This window comes from Polaromonas sp. P3_B1 (assembly GCF_056402935.1).
Genome location: NZ_JBFUGK010000038.1, coordinates 42,565 through 58,152, shown reverse-complemented (window position 1 = coordinate 58,152; position 15,588 = coordinate 42,565). Strand labels below are relative to the sequence as shown.

Annotated in this window: 17 protein-coding genes; 11 read left to right on the top strand and 6 right to left on the bottom strand. The window is 62.7% G+C overall.

The annotated features are described in order from the left end of the window. The first annotated feature begins 34 nt into the window (after nt 1–34). Entirely contained in the window at nt 35–583 is a 549-nt protein-coding gene (locus AC1DXS_RS19805) for an NADPH-dependent FMN reductase (protein ID WP_477739177.1), read from the top strand. A gap of 482 nt (nt 584–1,065) precedes the next feature. Here the strand turns inward: AC1DXS_RS19805 and AC1DXS_RS19800 are convergent, their stop codons facing one another. Both AC1DXS_RS19800 and AC1DXS_RS19795 read right to left on the bottom strand, forming a co-directional pair. After that, a complete protein-coding gene (locus AC1DXS_RS19800; protein ID WP_477739176.1) occupies nt 1,066–1,980 on the bottom strand; it encodes a TauD/TfdA dioxygenase family protein in 915 nt (304 codons plus the stop codon). Nucleotides 1,981–2,120: 140 nt separating this feature from the next. Then, entirely contained in the window at nt 2,121–3,023 is a 903-nt protein-coding gene (locus tag AC1DXS_RS19795; protein WP_477739175.1) for a LysR family transcriptional regulator, read from the bottom strand. Nucleotides 3,024–3,234: 211 nt separating this feature from the next. On the opposite strand from AC1DXS_RS19795, the gene AC1DXS_RS19790 reads away from it, so the two are divergent. Together AC1DXS_RS19790 and AC1DXS_RS19785 are read left to right on the top strand one after the other, a co-directional pair. Next, nucleotides 3,235–4,299, top strand: a complete 1,065-nt coding sequence (locus AC1DXS_RS19790) for an alpha/beta hydrolase (protein WP_477739178.1) — start codon at nt 3,235–3,237, stop codon at nt 4,297–4,299. A gap of 134 nt (nt 4,300–4,433) precedes the next feature. Next, on the top strand, nt 4,434–4,790 hold the full coding sequence (locus tag AC1DXS_RS19785; protein ID WP_477739174.1) for a cyclophilin-like fold protein: 357 nt from the start codon (nt 4,434–4,436) through the stop codon (nt 4,788–4,790). 109 nt (nt 4,791–4,899) lie between these two features. Here AC1DXS_RS19785 and AC1DXS_RS19780 read toward each other — a convergent pair whose 3' ends face one another. Continuing rightward, a complete protein-coding gene (locus AC1DXS_RS19780) occupies nt 4,900–5,553 on the bottom strand; it encodes an FMN-dependent NADH-azoreductase (RefSeq protein WP_477739173.1) in 654 nt (217 codons plus the stop codon). Nucleotides 5,554–5,757: 204 nt separating this feature from the next. Between AC1DXS_RS19780 and AC1DXS_RS19775 the strand changes: the two genes are divergently transcribed. The 7 genes from AC1DXS_RS19775 to AC1DXS_RS19745 all read left to right on the top strand — a co-directional run bounded on the left by AC1DXS_RS19775 (nt 5,758) and on the right by AC1DXS_RS19745 (nt 12,740). Continuing rightward, a complete protein-coding gene (locus AC1DXS_RS19775; protein WP_477739172.1) occupies nt 5,758–6,663 on the top strand; it encodes a LysR substrate-binding domain-containing protein in 906 nt (301 codons plus the stop codon). Nucleotides 6,664–7,445: 782 nt separating this feature from the next. Beyond that, nucleotides 7,446–8,096, top strand: a complete 651-nt coding sequence (locus AC1DXS_RS19770; protein ID WP_477739171.1) for a peroxiredoxin — start codon at nt 7,446–7,448, stop codon at nt 8,094–8,096. Nucleotides 8,097–8,115: 19 nt separating this feature from the next. Continuing rightward, on the top strand, nt 8,116–8,715 hold the full coding sequence (locus AC1DXS_RS19765; RefSeq protein WP_477739170.1) for an RBBP9/YdeN family alpha/beta hydrolase: 600 nt from the start codon (nt 8,116–8,118) through the stop codon (nt 8,713–8,715). Continuing rightward, nucleotides 8,712–9,713 carry a sulfate ABC transporter substrate-binding protein gene (locus tag AC1DXS_RS19760; protein ID WP_477739169.1) on the top strand — a complete coding sequence of 334 codons (1,002 nt, stop codon included), beginning with the start codon at nt 8,712–8,714 and terminating at the stop codon, nt 9,711–9,713. Before AC1DXS_RS19765 ends, AC1DXS_RS19760 begins: the two co-directional genes overlap by 4 nt. An 8-nt stretch (nt 9,714–9,721) precedes the next feature. Then, the gene (gene cysT, locus AC1DXS_RS19755) at nt 9,722–10,615 is read left to right on the top strand and encodes a sulfate ABC transporter permease subunit CysT (protein WP_477739168.1); all 894 of its coding nucleotides are present in this window, start codon (nt 9,722–9,724) and stop codon (nt 10,613–10,615) included. Continuing rightward, entirely contained in the window at nt 10,612–11,529 is a 918-nt protein-coding gene (gene cysW / locus AC1DXS_RS19750; protein ID WP_477739167.1) for a sulfate ABC transporter permease subunit CysW, read from the top strand. The genes cysT and cysW overlap by 4 nt, the downstream gene beginning before the upstream one ends. 122 nt (nt 11,530–11,651) lie before the next feature. Then, nucleotides 11,652–12,740 (top strand): sulfate/molybdate ABC transporter ATP-binding protein, encoded by a 1,089-nt coding sequence (locus AC1DXS_RS19745; RefSeq protein ID WP_477739166.1) that lies wholly within the window; start codon nt 11,652–11,654, stop codon nt 12,738–12,740. A 50-nt stretch (nt 12,741–12,790) separates the two neighbouring features. Here AC1DXS_RS19745 and AC1DXS_RS19740 read toward each other — a convergent pair whose 3' ends face one another. Then, the gene (locus AC1DXS_RS19740; protein WP_477739165.1) at nt 12,791–13,678 is read right to left on the bottom strand and encodes a LysR family transcriptional regulator; all 888 of its coding nucleotides are present in this window, start codon (nt 13,676–13,678) and stop codon (nt 12,791–12,793) included. Nucleotides 13,679–13,773: 95 nt separating this feature from the next. Between AC1DXS_RS19740 and AC1DXS_RS19735 the strand changes: the two genes are divergently transcribed. Next, entirely contained in the window at nt 13,774–14,811 is a 1,038-nt protein-coding gene (locus tag AC1DXS_RS19735; RefSeq protein WP_477739164.1) for an NAD-dependent epimerase/dehydratase family protein, read from the top strand. Between the two features lie 17 nt (nt 14,812–14,828). Here the strand turns inward: AC1DXS_RS19735 and AC1DXS_RS19730 are convergent, their stop codons facing one another. Both AC1DXS_RS19730 and AC1DXS_RS19725 read right to left on the bottom strand, forming a co-directional pair. Beyond that, complete coding sequence (locus tag AC1DXS_RS19730; RefSeq protein ID WP_477739163.1) at nt 14,829–15,104, bottom strand: DUF2277 domain-containing protein; 276 nt, start codon at nt 15,102–15,104, stop codon at nt 14,829–14,831. A gap of 48 nt (nt 15,105–15,152) precedes the next feature. Further along, entirely contained in the window at nt 15,153–15,563 is a 411-nt protein-coding gene (locus AC1DXS_RS19725) for a VOC family protein (RefSeq protein ID WP_477739162.1), read from the bottom strand. Between the last annotated feature and the right edge of the window lie 25 nt (nt 15,564–15,588).

Below are 15,588 nucleotides of genomic sequence, written 5' to 3'. Positions count from 1 at the left end.
TCCCCATCCCATCCACCACTTCCTGGAGAACCCCATGGCCCAATACACCATCGCCGTCGTCGTCGGCAGCATACGCAAGGACTCATTCAATAAAAAGCTCGCGAGGGCGTTGGAAAAATTATTCCCCGCGGACTTCAGTTTCACCCACGTGCGCATCGACGACCTGCCGCTCTACAACCAGGACGATGACGGCAATCCGGCGGCCGAGGTGACCCGGCTCAAGGGTGAGATCAAGGCCGCGCAGGGCCTGCTGTTCGTTACGCCCGAATACAACCGCTCAATTCCCGGGGTGCTCAAGAACGCCATTGACCATGCTTCGCGGCCTTACGGCCAGAGCGTGTGGGACGGCAAACCGGCTGGGGTGATAGGCGCTTCGGTCGGGGCCATCGGAACGGCGCTGTCGCAGCAGCATCTGCGCAACATCCTGGCTTACCTGAATGTGCCTACACTGGGGCAGCCGGAAGCCTTTATCCATAACAAGGAGGGGCTTTATGAGGCTGATGGCAGCCTTGGGGAGGGGAGTCGGAAGTTTTTGCAAGGGTGGGTGGATGCATATGTGGCTTGGGTTAAGAAGCACGCCTAATTGGTTTGGCCGGTCTTGCTCCGGCCTTTGCGCTTCGATTTTCCCTTCTAAGTTCTGCTGGCCGGGGTTGCCCGRCAGCAAGTAACTTTCTTTTGCTTCGCCAAAAGAAAGTCACCAAAGAAAAGGCGACCCCTGGTTGCTGCGTCCCTCCGCTTCGCTGCGGGCAACCTGCGGTGCTCGGTTCAGGCGGGGTCTCGCTAAACTCGCCTTCGGCTCAGACAACGCGATCCCTCATCCGCCTGAACCTGCGCTCCTCGGCGCATCCACAAGGGGTGGGGACAGAAATACCTCACAGCCGAATACCAATACCGAACCTTCTTGCTCCCTCTCCCTCTGGGAGAGGGTTGGGGCTGAGCGCTGCGGCTCCAGATGCGCCTGCGCGCATCTGGACAGCGCGAAGAAGCCCAGGCTCAGCCTGGGCTGCGGTCTGCAAGACAGGGCTGGCGGCCTTGGCGTTGGTAACTGCAGGTAGACCACTGCCGTCAGAACGGCGTATCACCCTCAATCGTGGTGCGGTAGAGCTTGCGGCGCAGGTGGTCGGGGGTGCCTGCTGCCAGGTGGGTGACGGACCGGTTGTCCCAGAACACCATGTCGTGCGGCTGCCATTGGTGGCGGTAGATGAGTTCGGCGCGGGAGGTGTGCGCGAACAGTTCGCGTAGCAGCGCGGTGCTTTCATCCTCGGGTATGTCGAGGATGCGGGTGGTGAAATGTTCGCTGACGAACAGCGCCTTGCGGCCGTTCTCGGGGTGGGTGCGGACCACGGGGTGGACTACCGGTTTGACTTCTTCAACCTGTTCCTGCGTGAGCTTGGGCCGCCAGGGGTTGCGGCTGCGCAGTTCTTCGTATTTGGCGAGGTAGGTGTGTTCTGCGCGCAGGCCCTGCACGGCGGTCTTGAGTGCGTCGGGCAGGGTGTCCCAGGCGGTGTGCTGGTTGGCGAACAGGGTGTCGCCGCCTTCCTCGGGCAGCTCTTGTGCGTGCAGCAGCGAGCCCAGGCTGGGTTTGTCTTTGTAGGAGAGGTCGGAGTGCCAGAAATGGCCGGCGTCGCCCAGGCCTATGGGCTCGCCGTTTTCCTTGATGTTGGAGACGATCAGGATTTCCGGGTGGTTCCGCAGCTGGAAGTTTTTCAGCACGTGGATCTGCAGCGGGCCGAAGCGGCGGCTGAAATCGACATGTTGCTGCGGCGTGATGCGCTGGTCGCGGAACACTAGTACATGGTGGTCCAGGTGCGCGCGGTGGATGCGGCTGAAATCGGCGGTGCTGAGCGGTTTCGAAAGATCCATGCCCAGCACTTCGGCGCCCAGCGGGGCATCAAATGGCCGGATCTCGATGGAGGAAGGGGTATGCCCCGTGGTTGCTTCCGCATTCGTGCGGTCGTCCGGAGCCGAAATTGCTGTCATCTTCACCTTTCTCTGCTGTTCTGCTGTATCCGGCTGACCGGTCAGCCGAAGATTGTAGGGGCGCCGCGGCTCACAGGGAACGACCTATTTGTCGTTTGCTAATTGCTTTTAAGTCTTTTTGGCGGGCTGGGGAGCGCCGGCTATTGCGCTGATCCACTCACGCGCAATGCCTTCACCACCAGTGAAAAAGCGGGTGAAGGCTGGCGCCTGCTGGGATAGTAGAGGTGGTAGCCGGAAAACTTCGGGCACCAGTCCTGCAGCACGCGCACCAGCCGCCCGGCTTCGATGTGTGCCATCAGTTCATCTTCCGGCAGCAAGGCGATGCCCAACCCTGCCAGTGCCGCGTCGGCTTGCGGCAGTGTCGTGTTGAAGATCAGCGGGCCATCCACACGGACATTGACCTGCCGGCCACGGCGTTCAAAGTCCCAGACATACAAGCCGCCGGAAGTCGGCATTCGTTGGTTGATGCATTGGTGCGCGGTGAGGTCGTGTGGCGTTTTGGGATTGGGGTGTGCCGCAAAATAGCCGGGCGAAGCTGCGACCGCCATGCGCAGCGGCGGGCCGATGGGAACGGCAATCATGTCTTTGTCGATGGTGTTTCCGAGGCGTACACCGGCATCGAAACGGTCGGCCACGATGTCCCGAAACCCATAGTTCACGTCGAACTCCAGCTTGATGTCCGGGTAGTCGCGGAGCAGCGGTGCGAGCCTGGGCAGCAGGGTGCTTTGCAGAACATGGTCGCCGCAGGTGATGCGCACCGTGCCTGCGGGCTTGTCGCGCAGATCGGTCAATGCGTCTAGTTCCGCCTCAATCTCGTCGAAGCGATGGCCGATGGCTTTCATCAGCCGCTCGCCAGCCGAGGTCGGCGCAACGCTGCGCGTGGTGCGTGTGAGCAGCCGGATCTTCAAGCCTTCTTCCAGCCCGCTGATGGCCTGGCTCAGCGCGGAGGGCGTTACGCCCAGCGTACCGGCGGCGCGGGTGAAGCTGCCTTGTCGCGCCACGGTGACGAAGGCCAGAAGGTCGTTGAGATTGCGTCGCGGCATTTTTTTGCTCCCTGTGCAGTTTTCGATTGGTTTGAAATACTAACAAATCCATTAAGCATTTGTTACCTAGTCAATATGAAGGCTGATCGCCAAACTACACAGCATCAACTTCAATCAAAGGAACATGGCTATGAAAACAAATTTCGAAAACGCAAGTTTCCCCCTGGACGAACTGCCCTGCGACGCATCCGGTCGCCGTGAATTTTTGAAAATGGCGGGGACAGGCATGGCCGCGGCCGGCATGCTCTCGGCCGTTGGCGGCGGCGCCTTTGCTGCCGACGCGCAAACCAACCCAGGCAGGCCCGCCGGCGCCGATAATTTTTACCGAAGCGACAAGGTGACCATGCAGCCGGTGACCTTCAAGAACCAGTACCAGATGACCGTCGCGGGGAATCTTTTCATTCCCCGGACGCTTGACCGGAAAAAGCGCAACCCGGCACTCGTTGTCGGCCACCCCATGGGCGCGGTGAAGGAGCAAAGCGCGAACCTGTATGCCACCAAGATGGCGGAGCAGGGCTTTGTGGCCATGTCCCTGGATCTCGCTTTCTGGGGCGGCAGCGACGGCCGGCCTCGCAATGCTGTTGCGCCGGACCTTTACGCCGAGAACTTCAGCGCGGCGGTGGATTACCTCGGCAGCCAGGCCTTCGTGGACCGGCAGCGGATCGGTGCCATCGGCATTTGCGGCAGCGGCAGCTTTGTCATCAGCGCGGCGAAGATCGACCCGCGGATGAAAGCCATCGCCACGGTGAGCATGTATGACATGGGCGCGGCCAATCGCGACGCGCTCAATCATTCGCAGACGCTGGAGCAGCGCAAGCAGATCATTGCAGCGGCAGCCGAACAGCGCCAGGCGGAATTCAACGGCGCCGCAATCCAGTACACCGGCGGCACTGTCCATCAGCTGATGGCGGACACGCACCCCATCCAGCGCGAGTTTTACGACTTCTACCGCACGCCCCGGGGCGAATACACGCCAAAGGGCGGATCGCCGAGAACCACCACTCACCCGACCCTGAGCAGCAACGTCAAGTTCATGAACTTTTATCCCTTCAATGACATCGAGACGATCTCTCCTCGCCCCATGTTGTTCATCACCGGCGACCAGGCGCACTCGAAAGAGTTCAGCGAAGATGCCTACAAGCGGGCCGCTGAACCGAAGGAGCTGTTTATCGTTCCGGGTGCCGGCCATGTGGACCTGTATGACCGCGTGACGCTGATTCCGTGGGACAAGCTGACGGCCTTTTTTGGCAAGCATCTCGCTCAGGCGGGCGCCTGATGCACAAGCGGCGGTTTTGCGCCTTGCTGGTTCTTCCACTGCTTTGTGCGAGTACCCTGGCGGCTGCGGGCGGTGATACCCGGGCAGCCTCCCAGCCACAATCCGACCCGGCACCGCGCAGAAAGGCCTCCGTTATGAAAATCCGGATGAGCGTGGATGGCATCGTCATTGCGACGGCAACGCTCGAGAACCACGACAGCGCCCGGCAATTTGCGGCGCTGCTTCCGCTAAGCCTCGTTTTGAAAGACTACGCGGCCACGGAGAAAGTCGCCGACTTGCCAGCTGCGCTGCCAACAAAAGGCGCGACCGCGGGATACAAGCCTTCCACCGGCGACATCGCTTATTACGCACCGTGGGGCAATCTCGCGATCTATTACAAGGACTTCGATTTTTCAGACGGCCTTGTCCGCCTCGGGCGGCTTGATTCAGGGCTGGACGTCCTGCGGCGCCCCGGTCCTTTAGCGGTGAGGGTCGAGCTGGCTGCTCCATGAGCCTGCCTCAGCGGTTTCGCCGGGCAGCAAGCAATGCTGCCGGTGAAACAAAAAAGCCCGCGATTGCGGGCTTTTTCCTGGGCGGCTGCGCTTGGCTTCGCGCGCCGGGTCAGGCAGCCAGGGCGGCCTTTTCCTGGTTGGCGGCGGGCGCTTGCGTGTGCGTCACGATTTCAATCTGCGCGGCGGCCAAAGCCGCGGCCTTGGCGGCTTCGCCCATGGCCAGGCCTTCGGCGCGCACAAAACGCACATCGGTGATGCCGAAGAAACCGAACACCACTTTCAGGTAGCTCTCCTGGTGTTCCAGGGCCGTCATGGCTTCGCTGGTCGAATACACGCCGCCACGGGCCGAGGCCACGATCACGGTCTTGCCGCCGGCCAGGCCGACCGGGCCTTTTTCGGTGTACTTGAAGGTACGGCCGACTTGGGCAACGCGGTCAATCCAGGCCTTGAGTTGGCTGGGAATGGCGAAGTTGTACAGCGGGGCGCCCACCACGATCACGTCGGCTGCCAGGAATTGCGTCACCAGCGCTTCGGACACGGCGTTTTCGCGCTTCTGCGCATCGCTCAGCTCGGAGCCGGCGGGCATGCGGAAGCCCAGCGATTCGGCCGAGAGGTGGGATGGCGTGTCGGCGGCCAGATCCAGGTAGCTGACTTCGGTGCCGGGGTGGCCAGCGCGCCAGGAGGCCACGATCTGGGCGGTGAGCTGGCGGGAAACCGAGTTGCCGCCCAGGATGCTGGAGTCGATGTGAAGAAGCTTGGTCATGATGGGATTCCTTGATGAAAGAGTTGTTGAGGTTGTTGAATCAGGTTTTCAGGCCGTATTCACCTTGAATCGCAGCCATGGATAGATTGTGCGGATGAGTCGATTGATTGATAAGTCGGTAAAATTGCGATAGATCGTCCTGTTATTGGGACAATCAATTGAAAACGAGGGCCAAATCCGGTCGCGATGAAAGGACGGTTTCTGATGCAAGACCTCAATGACATGCTGTATTTCGCCGAGGTGGTGGAGCGGGGCGGTTTTGCCGCGGCCGGGCGCGCGCTGGGCTTGCCCAAGTCACGCTTGTCGCGCCGCGTGGCGGAACTGGAGTCCAGGCTGGGCGTGCGGCTTTTGCAGCGCACCACGCGCAAGCTCTCGCTGACGGAGGTTGGTGAAATCTATTTGCGCCACTGCGGCGCCATGCGCGACGAGGCCCTGGCGGCTTCCGAAGCCGTGGCGCAAATGCAGGTCGAGCCGCGCGGCACCCTGCGCATCACCTGCCCGGTGACGCTGGCGCAGGGCTCGGTGGGCTACCTGGTGCCGCGCTATATGGAGATGTTCCCCCAGGTGCGCATAGACATGCGCGTGACCAACCGCGTGATCGACCTGGTGGAGGAGGGCATAGACATCGCGCTGCGCGTGCGCCCCACGCTGGAAGACAGCGGCAGCCTGGTGATCAAGAACCTGGGCTCCAGCGGCGGCCAGCTGCTGGCCAGCCCGGCCCTGTTGCAGCGCCAGGGCCGGCCCGAAAAGCCCGAGGACCTGCTCAAGCTGGACACCATCGCCATGTCCTGGGCCGACGGGCGCTCGTCCTGGCGGCTGATTGGGCCTGGCGGCAAGGAGTTCGTGCTGCAGCACCAGCCGCGCTATGTCGCCGACGACCTGCAGACCTTGAAGCTCGCCGCACTGGCCGGCACCGGCATGACTTTTTTACCCGACTCCATGAGTGTGGCCGAGCGCCAGGCCCAGTTGCTGGTGCCGGTGCTGCCGGGTTGGGCGCTGCCCGCCGGTGTGGCGCATGCCGTGTTCACCTCCCGGCGTGGGCAGGTGCCGGCGGTGAGGAGTTTTCTGGATTTCCTTGGGGAGAGGATGAGGGGGGATGGGTTGGTTTGAGGTTTTGGCCGGGTCTTGCTTCGGCCTCGCGCGCTGTCCCTCTCTTACCTCTGTTTCTTCTTCTACCTCTTCTAAGGGTAGCTGGCCGGGGGTTGCCCGGCGGCAACTCACTTTTCTTTTGCTTCGCCAAAAGAAAAGTAAGCAAAAGAAAAGGCGACCCTGGTTCCTGCGTCCCCTGCGCTTCGCTCCGGGGCAACCTGCGGTGCTCGGTCCAGACGGGGTCAAAAACAACTCGCTTCGCTCAGACACGTTTTTGCCCTTATCCGTCTGGACCTGCGCTCCTCGGCGCATACACAAGGGGCCCGACTACCAACAGCCAACAGCCGAAGACAGAATCCCGAATACCTGAAACCACAAGGACACGCCATGGCGTGTCCTTGTTTGTATTTGTCTTCTTTGTCTTCTGTCTCCGTTCCCGATTGCCCCGTCCTGGCTGGGCCGAGGAGCGCAGAGACAAGCGGATCAGGGCAAAAACGTGTCTGAGCGTAGCGWGTTGTTTTTGACCCCGCTTGGCTCGAGCACCGCAGGTTGCCCGAAGCGAAGCGTAGGGACCCAGACTGCGGGTCGCCTTTCTTTTGGGTACTTTTCTTTGGCGAAGCAAAGAAAAGTGCCTCGCCCGCCGGGGCGAGACCCGGCCAGCCGCCTCAGCAAGAAGCCAGCTGTTAAAACAATCAAACAACAAACCTTATGCGGAAATCCAGATAAATTAAGAGCAATATATTCTTTTGCGTTTTAACGCTTGCTCCCCACAATGCTTTGATCAAGCAACTCAAGGAGCAACCATGGCCACTCTCAGACTCGGCGACACCGCCCCCGACTTCACGCAAGACTCCACCGCGGGCAAGATTTCCTTTCATGAATGGGCCGGTGATTCCTGGGTGGTGCTGTTCTCGCACCCCGCCGACTTCACGCCCGTCTGCACCACCGAACTCGGCAAGACTGCCGCGCTGAGCGGTGAATTCGCCAAGCGCAACGTCAAACCCATTGCCATCAGCGTGGATCCGCTGGAGTCCCATGGCAAGTGGGTCAACGACATCAACGAGACGCAGAACACCACGGTGAACTTCCCCATCCTGGCTGATGCCGACCGCAAGGTGGCCAACCTGTACGACATGATCCACCCGAACGCCCTGAGCACCGGCCCCACGGCGACGGTGCGCAGTGTGTTCATCATTGACCCGAAGAAGGCGATACGCACCACCTTCACCTATCCCGCCAGCACGGGCCGCAACTTCGACGAAATCCTGCGCGTCATCGACTCGCTGCAGCTGACCGACGGCTACAAAGTGGCCACGCCGGTGAATTGGAAGGACGGCGACGACGTGATCATCGTGCCCAGCCTGCAGGACCCGGCCGAGATTGCCCAGCGTTTCCCCAAGGGTTTCAAGGCCATCAAGCCTTACCTGCGCGTCACGCCGCAGCCGAACAAGTAAGCAGACGGGTTCACGCAGCGTGCGTTTCATCATCGTTCCCGGCTGGCGCGACTCCGGTCCCGGCCACTGGCAAAGCCTGTGGGCCGAGCGCCTGGGCAATGCGGTGCGCGTGCGCCAGGACGACTGGATCACGCCATCGCGCAAGGCCTGGGTCGCGTCGCTGGCCAACACCATCCTGCTGCAGGACGAGCCGGTGGTGGTCGTTGCGCACAGCCTGGGTTGCATTGCGACGGCGCATTTGCCGCCTGAGGCGGCCGAGCGCATACAGGGTGCCTTGCTGGTCGCGCCTGCCGATCCGGAGCGCCGCGCGGTGCTGAGCGATTTCGCGCCTGTGCCCCACCAGAAGCTGCCTTACCGCAGCGTGCTGGTGGCCAGCAGCAACGACCCTTTCTGCCCCGTGCGCCTGGCGGGCGCCTATGCCCGCGCCTGGGGCAGCGAGTTTGTGCGCATGCAGGATGCCGGCCACATCAACATTGAATCGGGCCACGGCGAATGGCCGTTGGGCATCGCGCTGCTGCAATCGCTGGCGGGGGATGCGTCCCTCACGGCCAGCCGCCTTGATTTTTCCTCTTCGCAGACTTCTTCCTCTTCTTCTTTCGGTTCCCTGGAAACGGCATGACTTTCTCGCAACTCAAAATCGCTCTTGCTACCCTGGCTTTGGCAACGAGCGGTATCACTTCGGCACAGGCGCAAACCCTGCTCAACGGCTCTTATGACGTGGCGCGCGAGTTCTACAAAGACTACAACGCGGCCTTTATCGCCCACTACAAAAAGACCACCGGCAAGGACGTGAAGGTGGACCAGTCGCATGCGGGCTCCAGCGCCGTCGCGCGTTCGGTGGCGGACGGCCTGGACGCCGACGTGGTCACCATGAACACCTCGACCGATGTGGAGTTTTTGGCCAACGCCGGCGTGGTCGCCAAGGACKGGGCGAAGAAATTTCCGGACAACGCATCGCCCACCACCTCGACCATGCTGTTCCTGGTGCGCAACGGCAACCCCAAGGGCATCAAGGACTGGGACGACCTCATCAAGCCCGGCATCCAGGTCGTGGTGGTGAACCCCAAGACCGGCGGCAACGGCCGCTACGCCTACCTCGCGGCCTGGGGTTATGCCAAGAAGAAGGGCGCGAGCGACGCGCAGGCCGCCGAGTTCGTCGGCAAGCTCTACAAAAACGTGCCGGTGCTGGGCAAGGGCGGGCGCGATGCGACCACCGTCTTCCTGCAGCGCAATATCGGCGACGTGTTGATCACCTTCGAGTCCGAAGTGCTGTCGGTGAACCGGGAGTTCGGTGAAGGCAAGGTGGACGCGGTTTACCCGTCCATCAGCATCCTGGCGGAAAACCCGGTGGCGGTGGTGGAGCGCACCGTCGCCAAGAAGGGCACGGCGGACCTGGCCAAGGCCTACCTCAATTACCTCTATTCGGAAGAAGGCCAGGAGATCGCCGCGCGCCATGCGCTGCGTCCGCGCTCGCAGGCCGTGCTCAGGAAATACGCGAGCACCTTCAAGCCGCTGCAGCTGTTCACGGTGCAGGACGTCTTCGGCAGCCTCGGTGAAGCGCAAAAAGTGCACTTCAACGACGGCGGGCAGTTCGACAAGCTCTATACCGTTAAATAAGCCAAGCCATGACTGCCTTGTCTTCTGTGGCGCCGCCTTCCGCGGTGGCGCCGGGAACCCCTGCGGGTAGCAAAAGAGCCGCCAGGCGCGTGCTGCCCGGCTTTCGGCTGACGCTGGGTTACACGGTCCTGTATCTCAGCCTGATCGTGCTGATCCCGATCTCGGCGCTGTTCTTCAAGACCTTCACGATGAGCTGGGAGCAGTTCGTCACCGCGGTGACCTCGCCGCGCGTGCTGGCTTCCTACCGGCTGACCTTCGGTGCCTCGCTGATCGCCGCGCTGGTGAACCTGGTCTTTGGCCTGCTGCTGGCCTGGGTGCTGGTTCGCTACAAGTTCGCGGGCAAAAAAATTGTCGATGCGCTGGTCGACTTGCCTTTCGCGCTGCCCACGGCCGTGGCCGGTATTTCGCTGACGGCCTTGCTGGCCGGCAACGGCTGGATAGGCCAGTACCTGGAGCCCATGGGTATCAAGCTGGCCTTCACGCCGGCCGGCGTGGTGATCGCGCTGATCTTTATCGGCCTGCCGTTTGTGGTGCGCACGGTGCAGCCCGTGCTGGAAGACGCCGAGAAAGAGCTTGAAGAAGCCGCAACCTCGCTGGGCGCCACGCGCCTGCAAATCTTCACCAAAGTGATATTGCCGCACATCACGCCGGCCTTGCTGACCGGCTTTGCCATGGCCTTCGCGCGGGCGATCGGCGAATACGGCTCGGTCATCTTTATCGCCGGCAACATGCCCATGATTTCCGAGATCACGCCGCTCATCATCATCGGCAAGCTCGAGCAGTACGACTATGCCGGCGCCACCGCCGTGGCCGTGGTGATGCTGCTGGTGTCCTTTGTGCTGCTGCTGGTGATCAACGGCCTGCAGGCCTGGCAGCGCCGTAACGCAGGGGCCCCCGCATGAGCGCCGTGTCGTCCCCCATCAACCGCCGCGTCAGCGCCGGCACCACCGAGGCGCCCTGGGTCCGCTACACACTGACCACCGTGGCGCTGCTGTTTGTGCTGCTGTTCCTGGTGCTGCCGCTGGCGGCCGTGTTCACCGAGGCTTTGCGCAAGGGCTTTGGCGCTTACCTGGCCGCGCTGCGCGAGCCCGATGCCTGGTCGGCCATCCAGCTGACCTTGATCGCCGCCGTGATTGCCGTGCCGCTGAACCTGGTGTTCGGCGTGGCCGCCGCCTGGGCGATTGCCAAGTACGAGTTCCGCGGCAAGTCGGTGCTGACGACGCTGGTGGACCTGCCGTTTTCGGTGTCGCCCGTGGTGGCCGGCCTGATTTATGTGCTGATCTTCGGCGCCCAGGGCTGGTTTGGGCCCTGGCTGCTGGCACATGACATCAAGATCATTTTTGCCGTGCCCGGCATTGTGCTGGCGACCGTGTTCGTGACCTTTCCTTTCATCGCGCGCGAGCTGATCCCGCTGATGCAGGCGCAAGGCAATGACGAGGAGCAGGCCGCCATCGTGCTGGGTGCGACCGGCTGGCAAACCTTCTGGCATGTCACCTTGCCCAATATCAAATGGGGCCTGATCTACGGTGTCATCTTGTGCAATGCGCGGGCCATGGGCGAGTTCGGCGCGGTGTCGGTGGTATCCGGCCACATCCGCGGGCAGACCAACACGCTGCCGCTGCACGTCGAAATCCTCTACAACGAATACCAGTCGGTGGCCGCCTTCGCCGTGGCGTCGCTGCTGGCCATCCTGGCGCTGGTCACGCTGGCCATCAAGTCGGTGGCCGAATGGCGCCACGAAGCCGACATGAAAGCCGCGGCGGACTTGCCGCCCGAGCGCCCCGTTTTATCCCCTCTCCCTCAGGGAGAGGGCTAGGGTGAGGGCGGCTCCCGATTTGCAGCCGCCGGCCCTCACCCTAACCCTCTCCCAGGGGGAGAGGGAAGAAGAAAAATGCCCAACCTGCTCTTCGCTGTGGGGAGGGAGAAAGAGAGAAAGATATGAGCATGGAAATTCGCAACGTCAGCAAACAGTTTGGCGACTTCCAGGCACTCGGCGACGTGAGCCTGGACATTGAATCGGGCGAGCTGGTCGCTTTGCTGGGCCCCTCGGGCTGCGGCAAGACCACCTTGCTGCGCATCATCGCCGGCCTGGAAACCGCCGACCGCGGCAGCATTCTTTTTAGCGGCGAAGACACGACTGACGTGCATGTGCGCGAGCGCCAGGTCGGTTTTGTGTTCCAGCACTATGCGCTGTTCCGCCACATGACGGTGTTCGAGAACGTGGCCTTCGGCCTGCGCGTCAAGCCGCGCGGCGTGAGGCCCAGCGAGGCGCAGATCAAGGAAAAAGTGCATTCGCTGCTGAACCTCGTGCAGCTCGACTGGCTGGCCGACCGCTTTCCCTCGCAGCTGTCGGGCGGGCAGCGCCAGCGCATCGCTCTGGCGCGCGCGCTGGCGGTGGAGCCCAAGGTGCTGCTGCTCGACGAGCCCTTCGGCGCGCTCGATGCCAAGGTGCGCAAGGAGCTGCGCCGCTGGCTGCGCCGCCTGCACGACGACCTGCACGTGACCAGTATTTTTGTGACGCACGACCAGGAAGAGGCGCTGGAAGTGGCCGACCGCGTGGTACTGATGAACCAGGGCAAGATCGAGCAGATCGGCTCGCCGCAGCAGGTCTGGGATCACCCGGCCAGCCCCTTCGTCTACGGTTTCCTCGGCGACGTCAACCTGTTCCATGGCCGTGCCCATGAAGGCGAAGTTCAGCTCGAAGGTCTGCGCCTCAATTCACCGGAGCATGCCGGCGCGCAGGACGCCAAGGCCTTTGCCTATGTGCGCCCGCACGACCTGGACGTGCAGCGCTACGCACCCGGCGCCGAGGGCATCGTCGCCCACCTGGAGCGCGCCATCGTCATCGGCCCCATCGCGCGGCTGGAACTGATTCCCGCCGAAGGCTACGAGCAAAAAGGCAATGTCCCGGGCGACGCCATCATCGAAGCCCAGATGCCCTCGCAGCAATTTGCCGACATGGGCTTGCGCGAAGGCGACATGCTGGTGGTCACGCCGCGCAAGGCGAGGGTGTTTGTGGAGGGCTAGTTGCGGGTGCGTGCAGGCAGCTGCTTATGCAGGTCGAATCCTGTCCGGCTTCAACCAATATGCTGCTGCAAACCTTCGACCAATGCGTCGAAGGTGACACGGCAACGCGGGCTGTGGCGCAGGTCTTCGTGCATGGTCAGCCAGGTTTCGAGCTTGAAGGACAACTCGCCAGGCAGCACCCGCACCAGGGCGGGGTCACGCGCCGCCAGCGCTGACTGGCACACGCCAATGCCGGCGCCGGCACGTATCAATGCCAGTTGCGCGAGGTCGCTGTCGGTGCGCGTGGCAAATGCCGCCCGCTTCCATGCGGGCAAGGCTTTGCGCGCCGAACGCAGAAAGGGTGTCTCCTCGTCAAACCCGATCAGCGCATGCTGCGCCAGGTCCGCTGACGACTGTGGTGTGCCACGCGCGTCCAGGTAATCGCGGCGCGCATAGAGACCCAGTTCCACTTCGCCCACGCGGYGAGCGATCAGCAGGTCCTGCTTGGGCTGTGTCATGCGCACGGCAATGTCGGCTTCGCGTTGCAGCAGGTCCTGCACGCGGTTGGTCAGCACCAGTTCGATGGTCAGACCCGGGTGCTCGCGCTGCAGTTTTGCGACGATGGGCGGCAGCACTTCGACACCGATGACTTCGCTCACCGTGACCCGCACCGTGCCGCGCACACCGTCGCCCTGGCTTTCGGCGGCGCGGCGTAAGGCGGCTGCGGCACTGGCCATTTCTTCGGCGAAGGGCTGCAGTTCCAGCGCGGCTTCGGTGGGCGAAAAACCGGTTTGTGAGCGCGTGAACAGCGCCAGGCCGAGCGATTTTTCGAGCGAGGCGACATGGCGTCCGACGGTAGGCTGCGCCACCCCCAAAGACCGTGCTGCGCCTGAGAGCGAACCCTCGTGCAGCACCCCCAAAAATGAGCGGTAAAGCTCCCAGCCGGCATCTTCTTCCATACAAAAATGTATAGCCGTTACCCTGTCTTAGTCAATTCCATTTTGACCCTTCGGGGCCCAGACTTTACCCATAGCAACTTTTTTGGGGAATTGACATGAGCAGCAAACAAGACCGATCAAGCACAGCACTTGTGCTGGGCGCAACCGGTGGCATCGGCGGTGAAGTCGCCCGGCAACTGCAGGCGGCAGGCTGGCAGGTTCGCGCGCTCAGCCGCGGCGAGCCGCCGACGGGCGAGCAAGGTGGCGGCATCACCTGGCTGCGTGGCGATGCGATGAATCCCGGTGATGTCATGGCTGCGGCACAAGGCTGCGGCGTCATCGTGCACGCCGTCAATCCGCCCGGCTATCGTCGCTGGGGCGAGCTGGTGCTGCCCATGCTGGATAACACGATCGCCGCCGCCCGGGCGCAGGGCGCAACCATCGTGCTGCCCGGCACTGTTTACAACTACGGGCCGGACGCATTTCCCAGCCTCCGGGAGGATTCACCGCAACACCCGCAAACGGCCAAAGGTGCGATTCGTGTGCAGCTTGAGCAGCGCCTCAAGGACGCGACCCGCGACAGTGGCCGGAACGGCTGCCGGGTGATCATCGTGCGCGCGGGCGATTTTTTTGGGCCGAGGGCCGGCAACAGCTGGTTCTCGCAAGGCCTGGTCCAGCCGGGCGCTCCGGTGCGCAGCGTGAAGCTGCCTGGCAAGCCCGGCGTCGGCCACCAATGGGCCTATTTGCCGGATGTTGCGCGTTCCATGGTCGCCTTGCTGGCGCGGCGTGAGGTTCTGCCTGCATTCGCAACCTTCCATATGGACGGCCAGTGGGACGCCGACGGCCGCCAGTTGGCTGAAGCGATCTGCCGTGTCGTCGCACGGCGCGGCGGCCCTCGGCCGTCCATCAAATCCTTCCCCTGGTGGGCGGTGACGCTGGCCGCGCCCTTTGTCGAGACCCTTCGCGAGCTGCGCCGGATGCGCTACCTCTGGAACACGCCGGTACGCATGGACAACACCGCCCTGGTGGCGGCACTCGGTGCGGAGCCGCACACGCCGCTGGACATTGCTATCGAGGAAACGCTGCAAGGGCTGGGTTGCCTTGGCGCGCAGGGCGGGGATTTCAACCACGGTGCTGTCCGCCGCCATGGCTGATGCAAGTCAAGCTGCGGCTACCGGCTCGTGCCAAACCTCAGTGCCGACCTGGCCCGCGCCCGTTCAGCTTCGACCTCGCGGTTGCGCGGCTCGGCGTTGGTTACCAATGTGCGGATGAGAACCCGCGCAGAGGCCGCAACCTCTTCCACCGCGCGATCAAACGCGGCTTCATTGGCCTTGGACGGCACATTGAAGCCGCTGAGCTTTCTCACAAACTGCAGCGAGGCGTCACGGATTTCCAGCTCGGTGGCCGGCGGCTCGAAATTGAACAAGGTCTTGATGTTGCGGCACATGCCGGCTCCTTGAGGCGAAGGCTTCGCGTTGAAATCCCAGGCTCTGGCTTAACCGGCAGGCTTGATCACCACCGACTCGGCCGAAGCCGTAAAAGGCCCATGGTAAACCGCCTCGATGTTGTTGCCATCCGGGTCCAGCACGAATGCGCCGTAGTAGCCCGGGTGGTATTTGCGCTCGCCCGGCGCGCCGTTGTCGGTGCCGCCCGCAGCGAGGGCCGCTTCGTAAAACGCTTTGACGGCGGCCTGGTCCTTGGCCTGAAACGCCAGGTGCACATGCGAGGTCGGGCCGTCGGCCTGGTCTATCCAAAGTTCGTCGGCCGAGAAATGGGTATCGGCTTCCTGAATGGCGCCGCCTTTGCCCAGTGACTGCAGCACGGCGCGGTAAAAGCGCTTGCTGGCTGCCAGGTCATGGGCGCGCAGGTGGATGTGGTCGACGAGGCGGCCGCGGTGGAATTCCATGGTTCTATCCTTCCTGGTTTTTGCT

Excerpts from the sequence above, each read along its gene's own strand:
- AC1DXS_RS19805 (WP_477739177.1), top strand. The coding sequence starts at position 35 with ATGGCCCAATACACCATCGCCGTCGTCGTCGGCAGCATACGCAAGGAC.
- AC1DXS_RS19800 (WP_477739176.1), bottom strand. The coding sequence starts at position 1,980 with ATGACAGCAATTTCGGCTCCGGACGACCGCACGAATGCGGAAGCAACC.
- AC1DXS_RS19795 (WP_477739175.1), bottom strand. The coding sequence starts at position 3,023 with ATGCCGCGACGCAATCTCAACGACCTTCTGGCCTTCGTCACCGTGGCG.
- AC1DXS_RS19790 (WP_477739178.1), top strand. The coding sequence starts at position 3,235 with ATGGCGGGGACAGGCATGGCCGCGGCCGGCATGCTCTCGGCCGTTGGC.
- AC1DXS_RS19785 (WP_477739174.1), top strand. The coding sequence starts at position 4,434 with ATGAAAATCCGGATGAGCGTGGATGGCATCGTCATTGCGACGGCAACG.
- AC1DXS_RS19780 (WP_477739173.1), bottom strand. The coding sequence starts at position 5,553 with ATGACCAAGCTTCTTCACATCGACTCCAGCATCCTGGGCGGCAACTCG.
- AC1DXS_RS19775 (WP_477739172.1), top strand. The coding sequence starts at position 5,758 with ATGCAAGACCTCAATGACATGCTGTATTTCGCCGAGGTGGTGGAGCGG.
- AC1DXS_RS19770 (WP_477739171.1), top strand. The coding sequence starts at position 7,446 with ATGGCCACTCTCAGACTCGGCGACACCGCCCCCGACTTCACGCAAGAC.
- cysT (WP_477739168.1), top strand. The coding sequence starts at position 9,722 with ATGACTGCCTTGTCTTCTGTGGCGCCGCCTTCCGCGGTGGCGCCGGGA.
- cysW (WP_477739167.1), top strand. The coding sequence starts at position 10,612 with ATGAGCGCCGTGTCGTCCCCCATCAACCGCCGCGTCAGCGCCGGCACC.
- AC1DXS_RS19745 (WP_477739166.1), top strand. The coding sequence starts at position 11,652 with ATGAGCATGGAAATTCGCAACGTCAGCAAACAGTTTGGCGACTTCCAG.
- AC1DXS_RS19735 (WP_477739164.1), top strand. The coding sequence starts at position 13,774 with ATGAGCAGCAAACAAGACCGATCAAGCACAGCACTTGTGCTGGGCGCA.
- AC1DXS_RS19730 (WP_477739163.1), bottom strand. The coding sequence starts at position 15,104 with ATGTGCCGCAACATCAAGACCTTGTTCAATTTCGAGCCGCCGGCCACC.
- AC1DXS_RS19725 (WP_477739162.1), bottom strand. The coding sequence starts at position 15,563 with ATGGAATTCCACCGCGGCCGCCTCGTCGACCACATCCACCTGCGCGCC.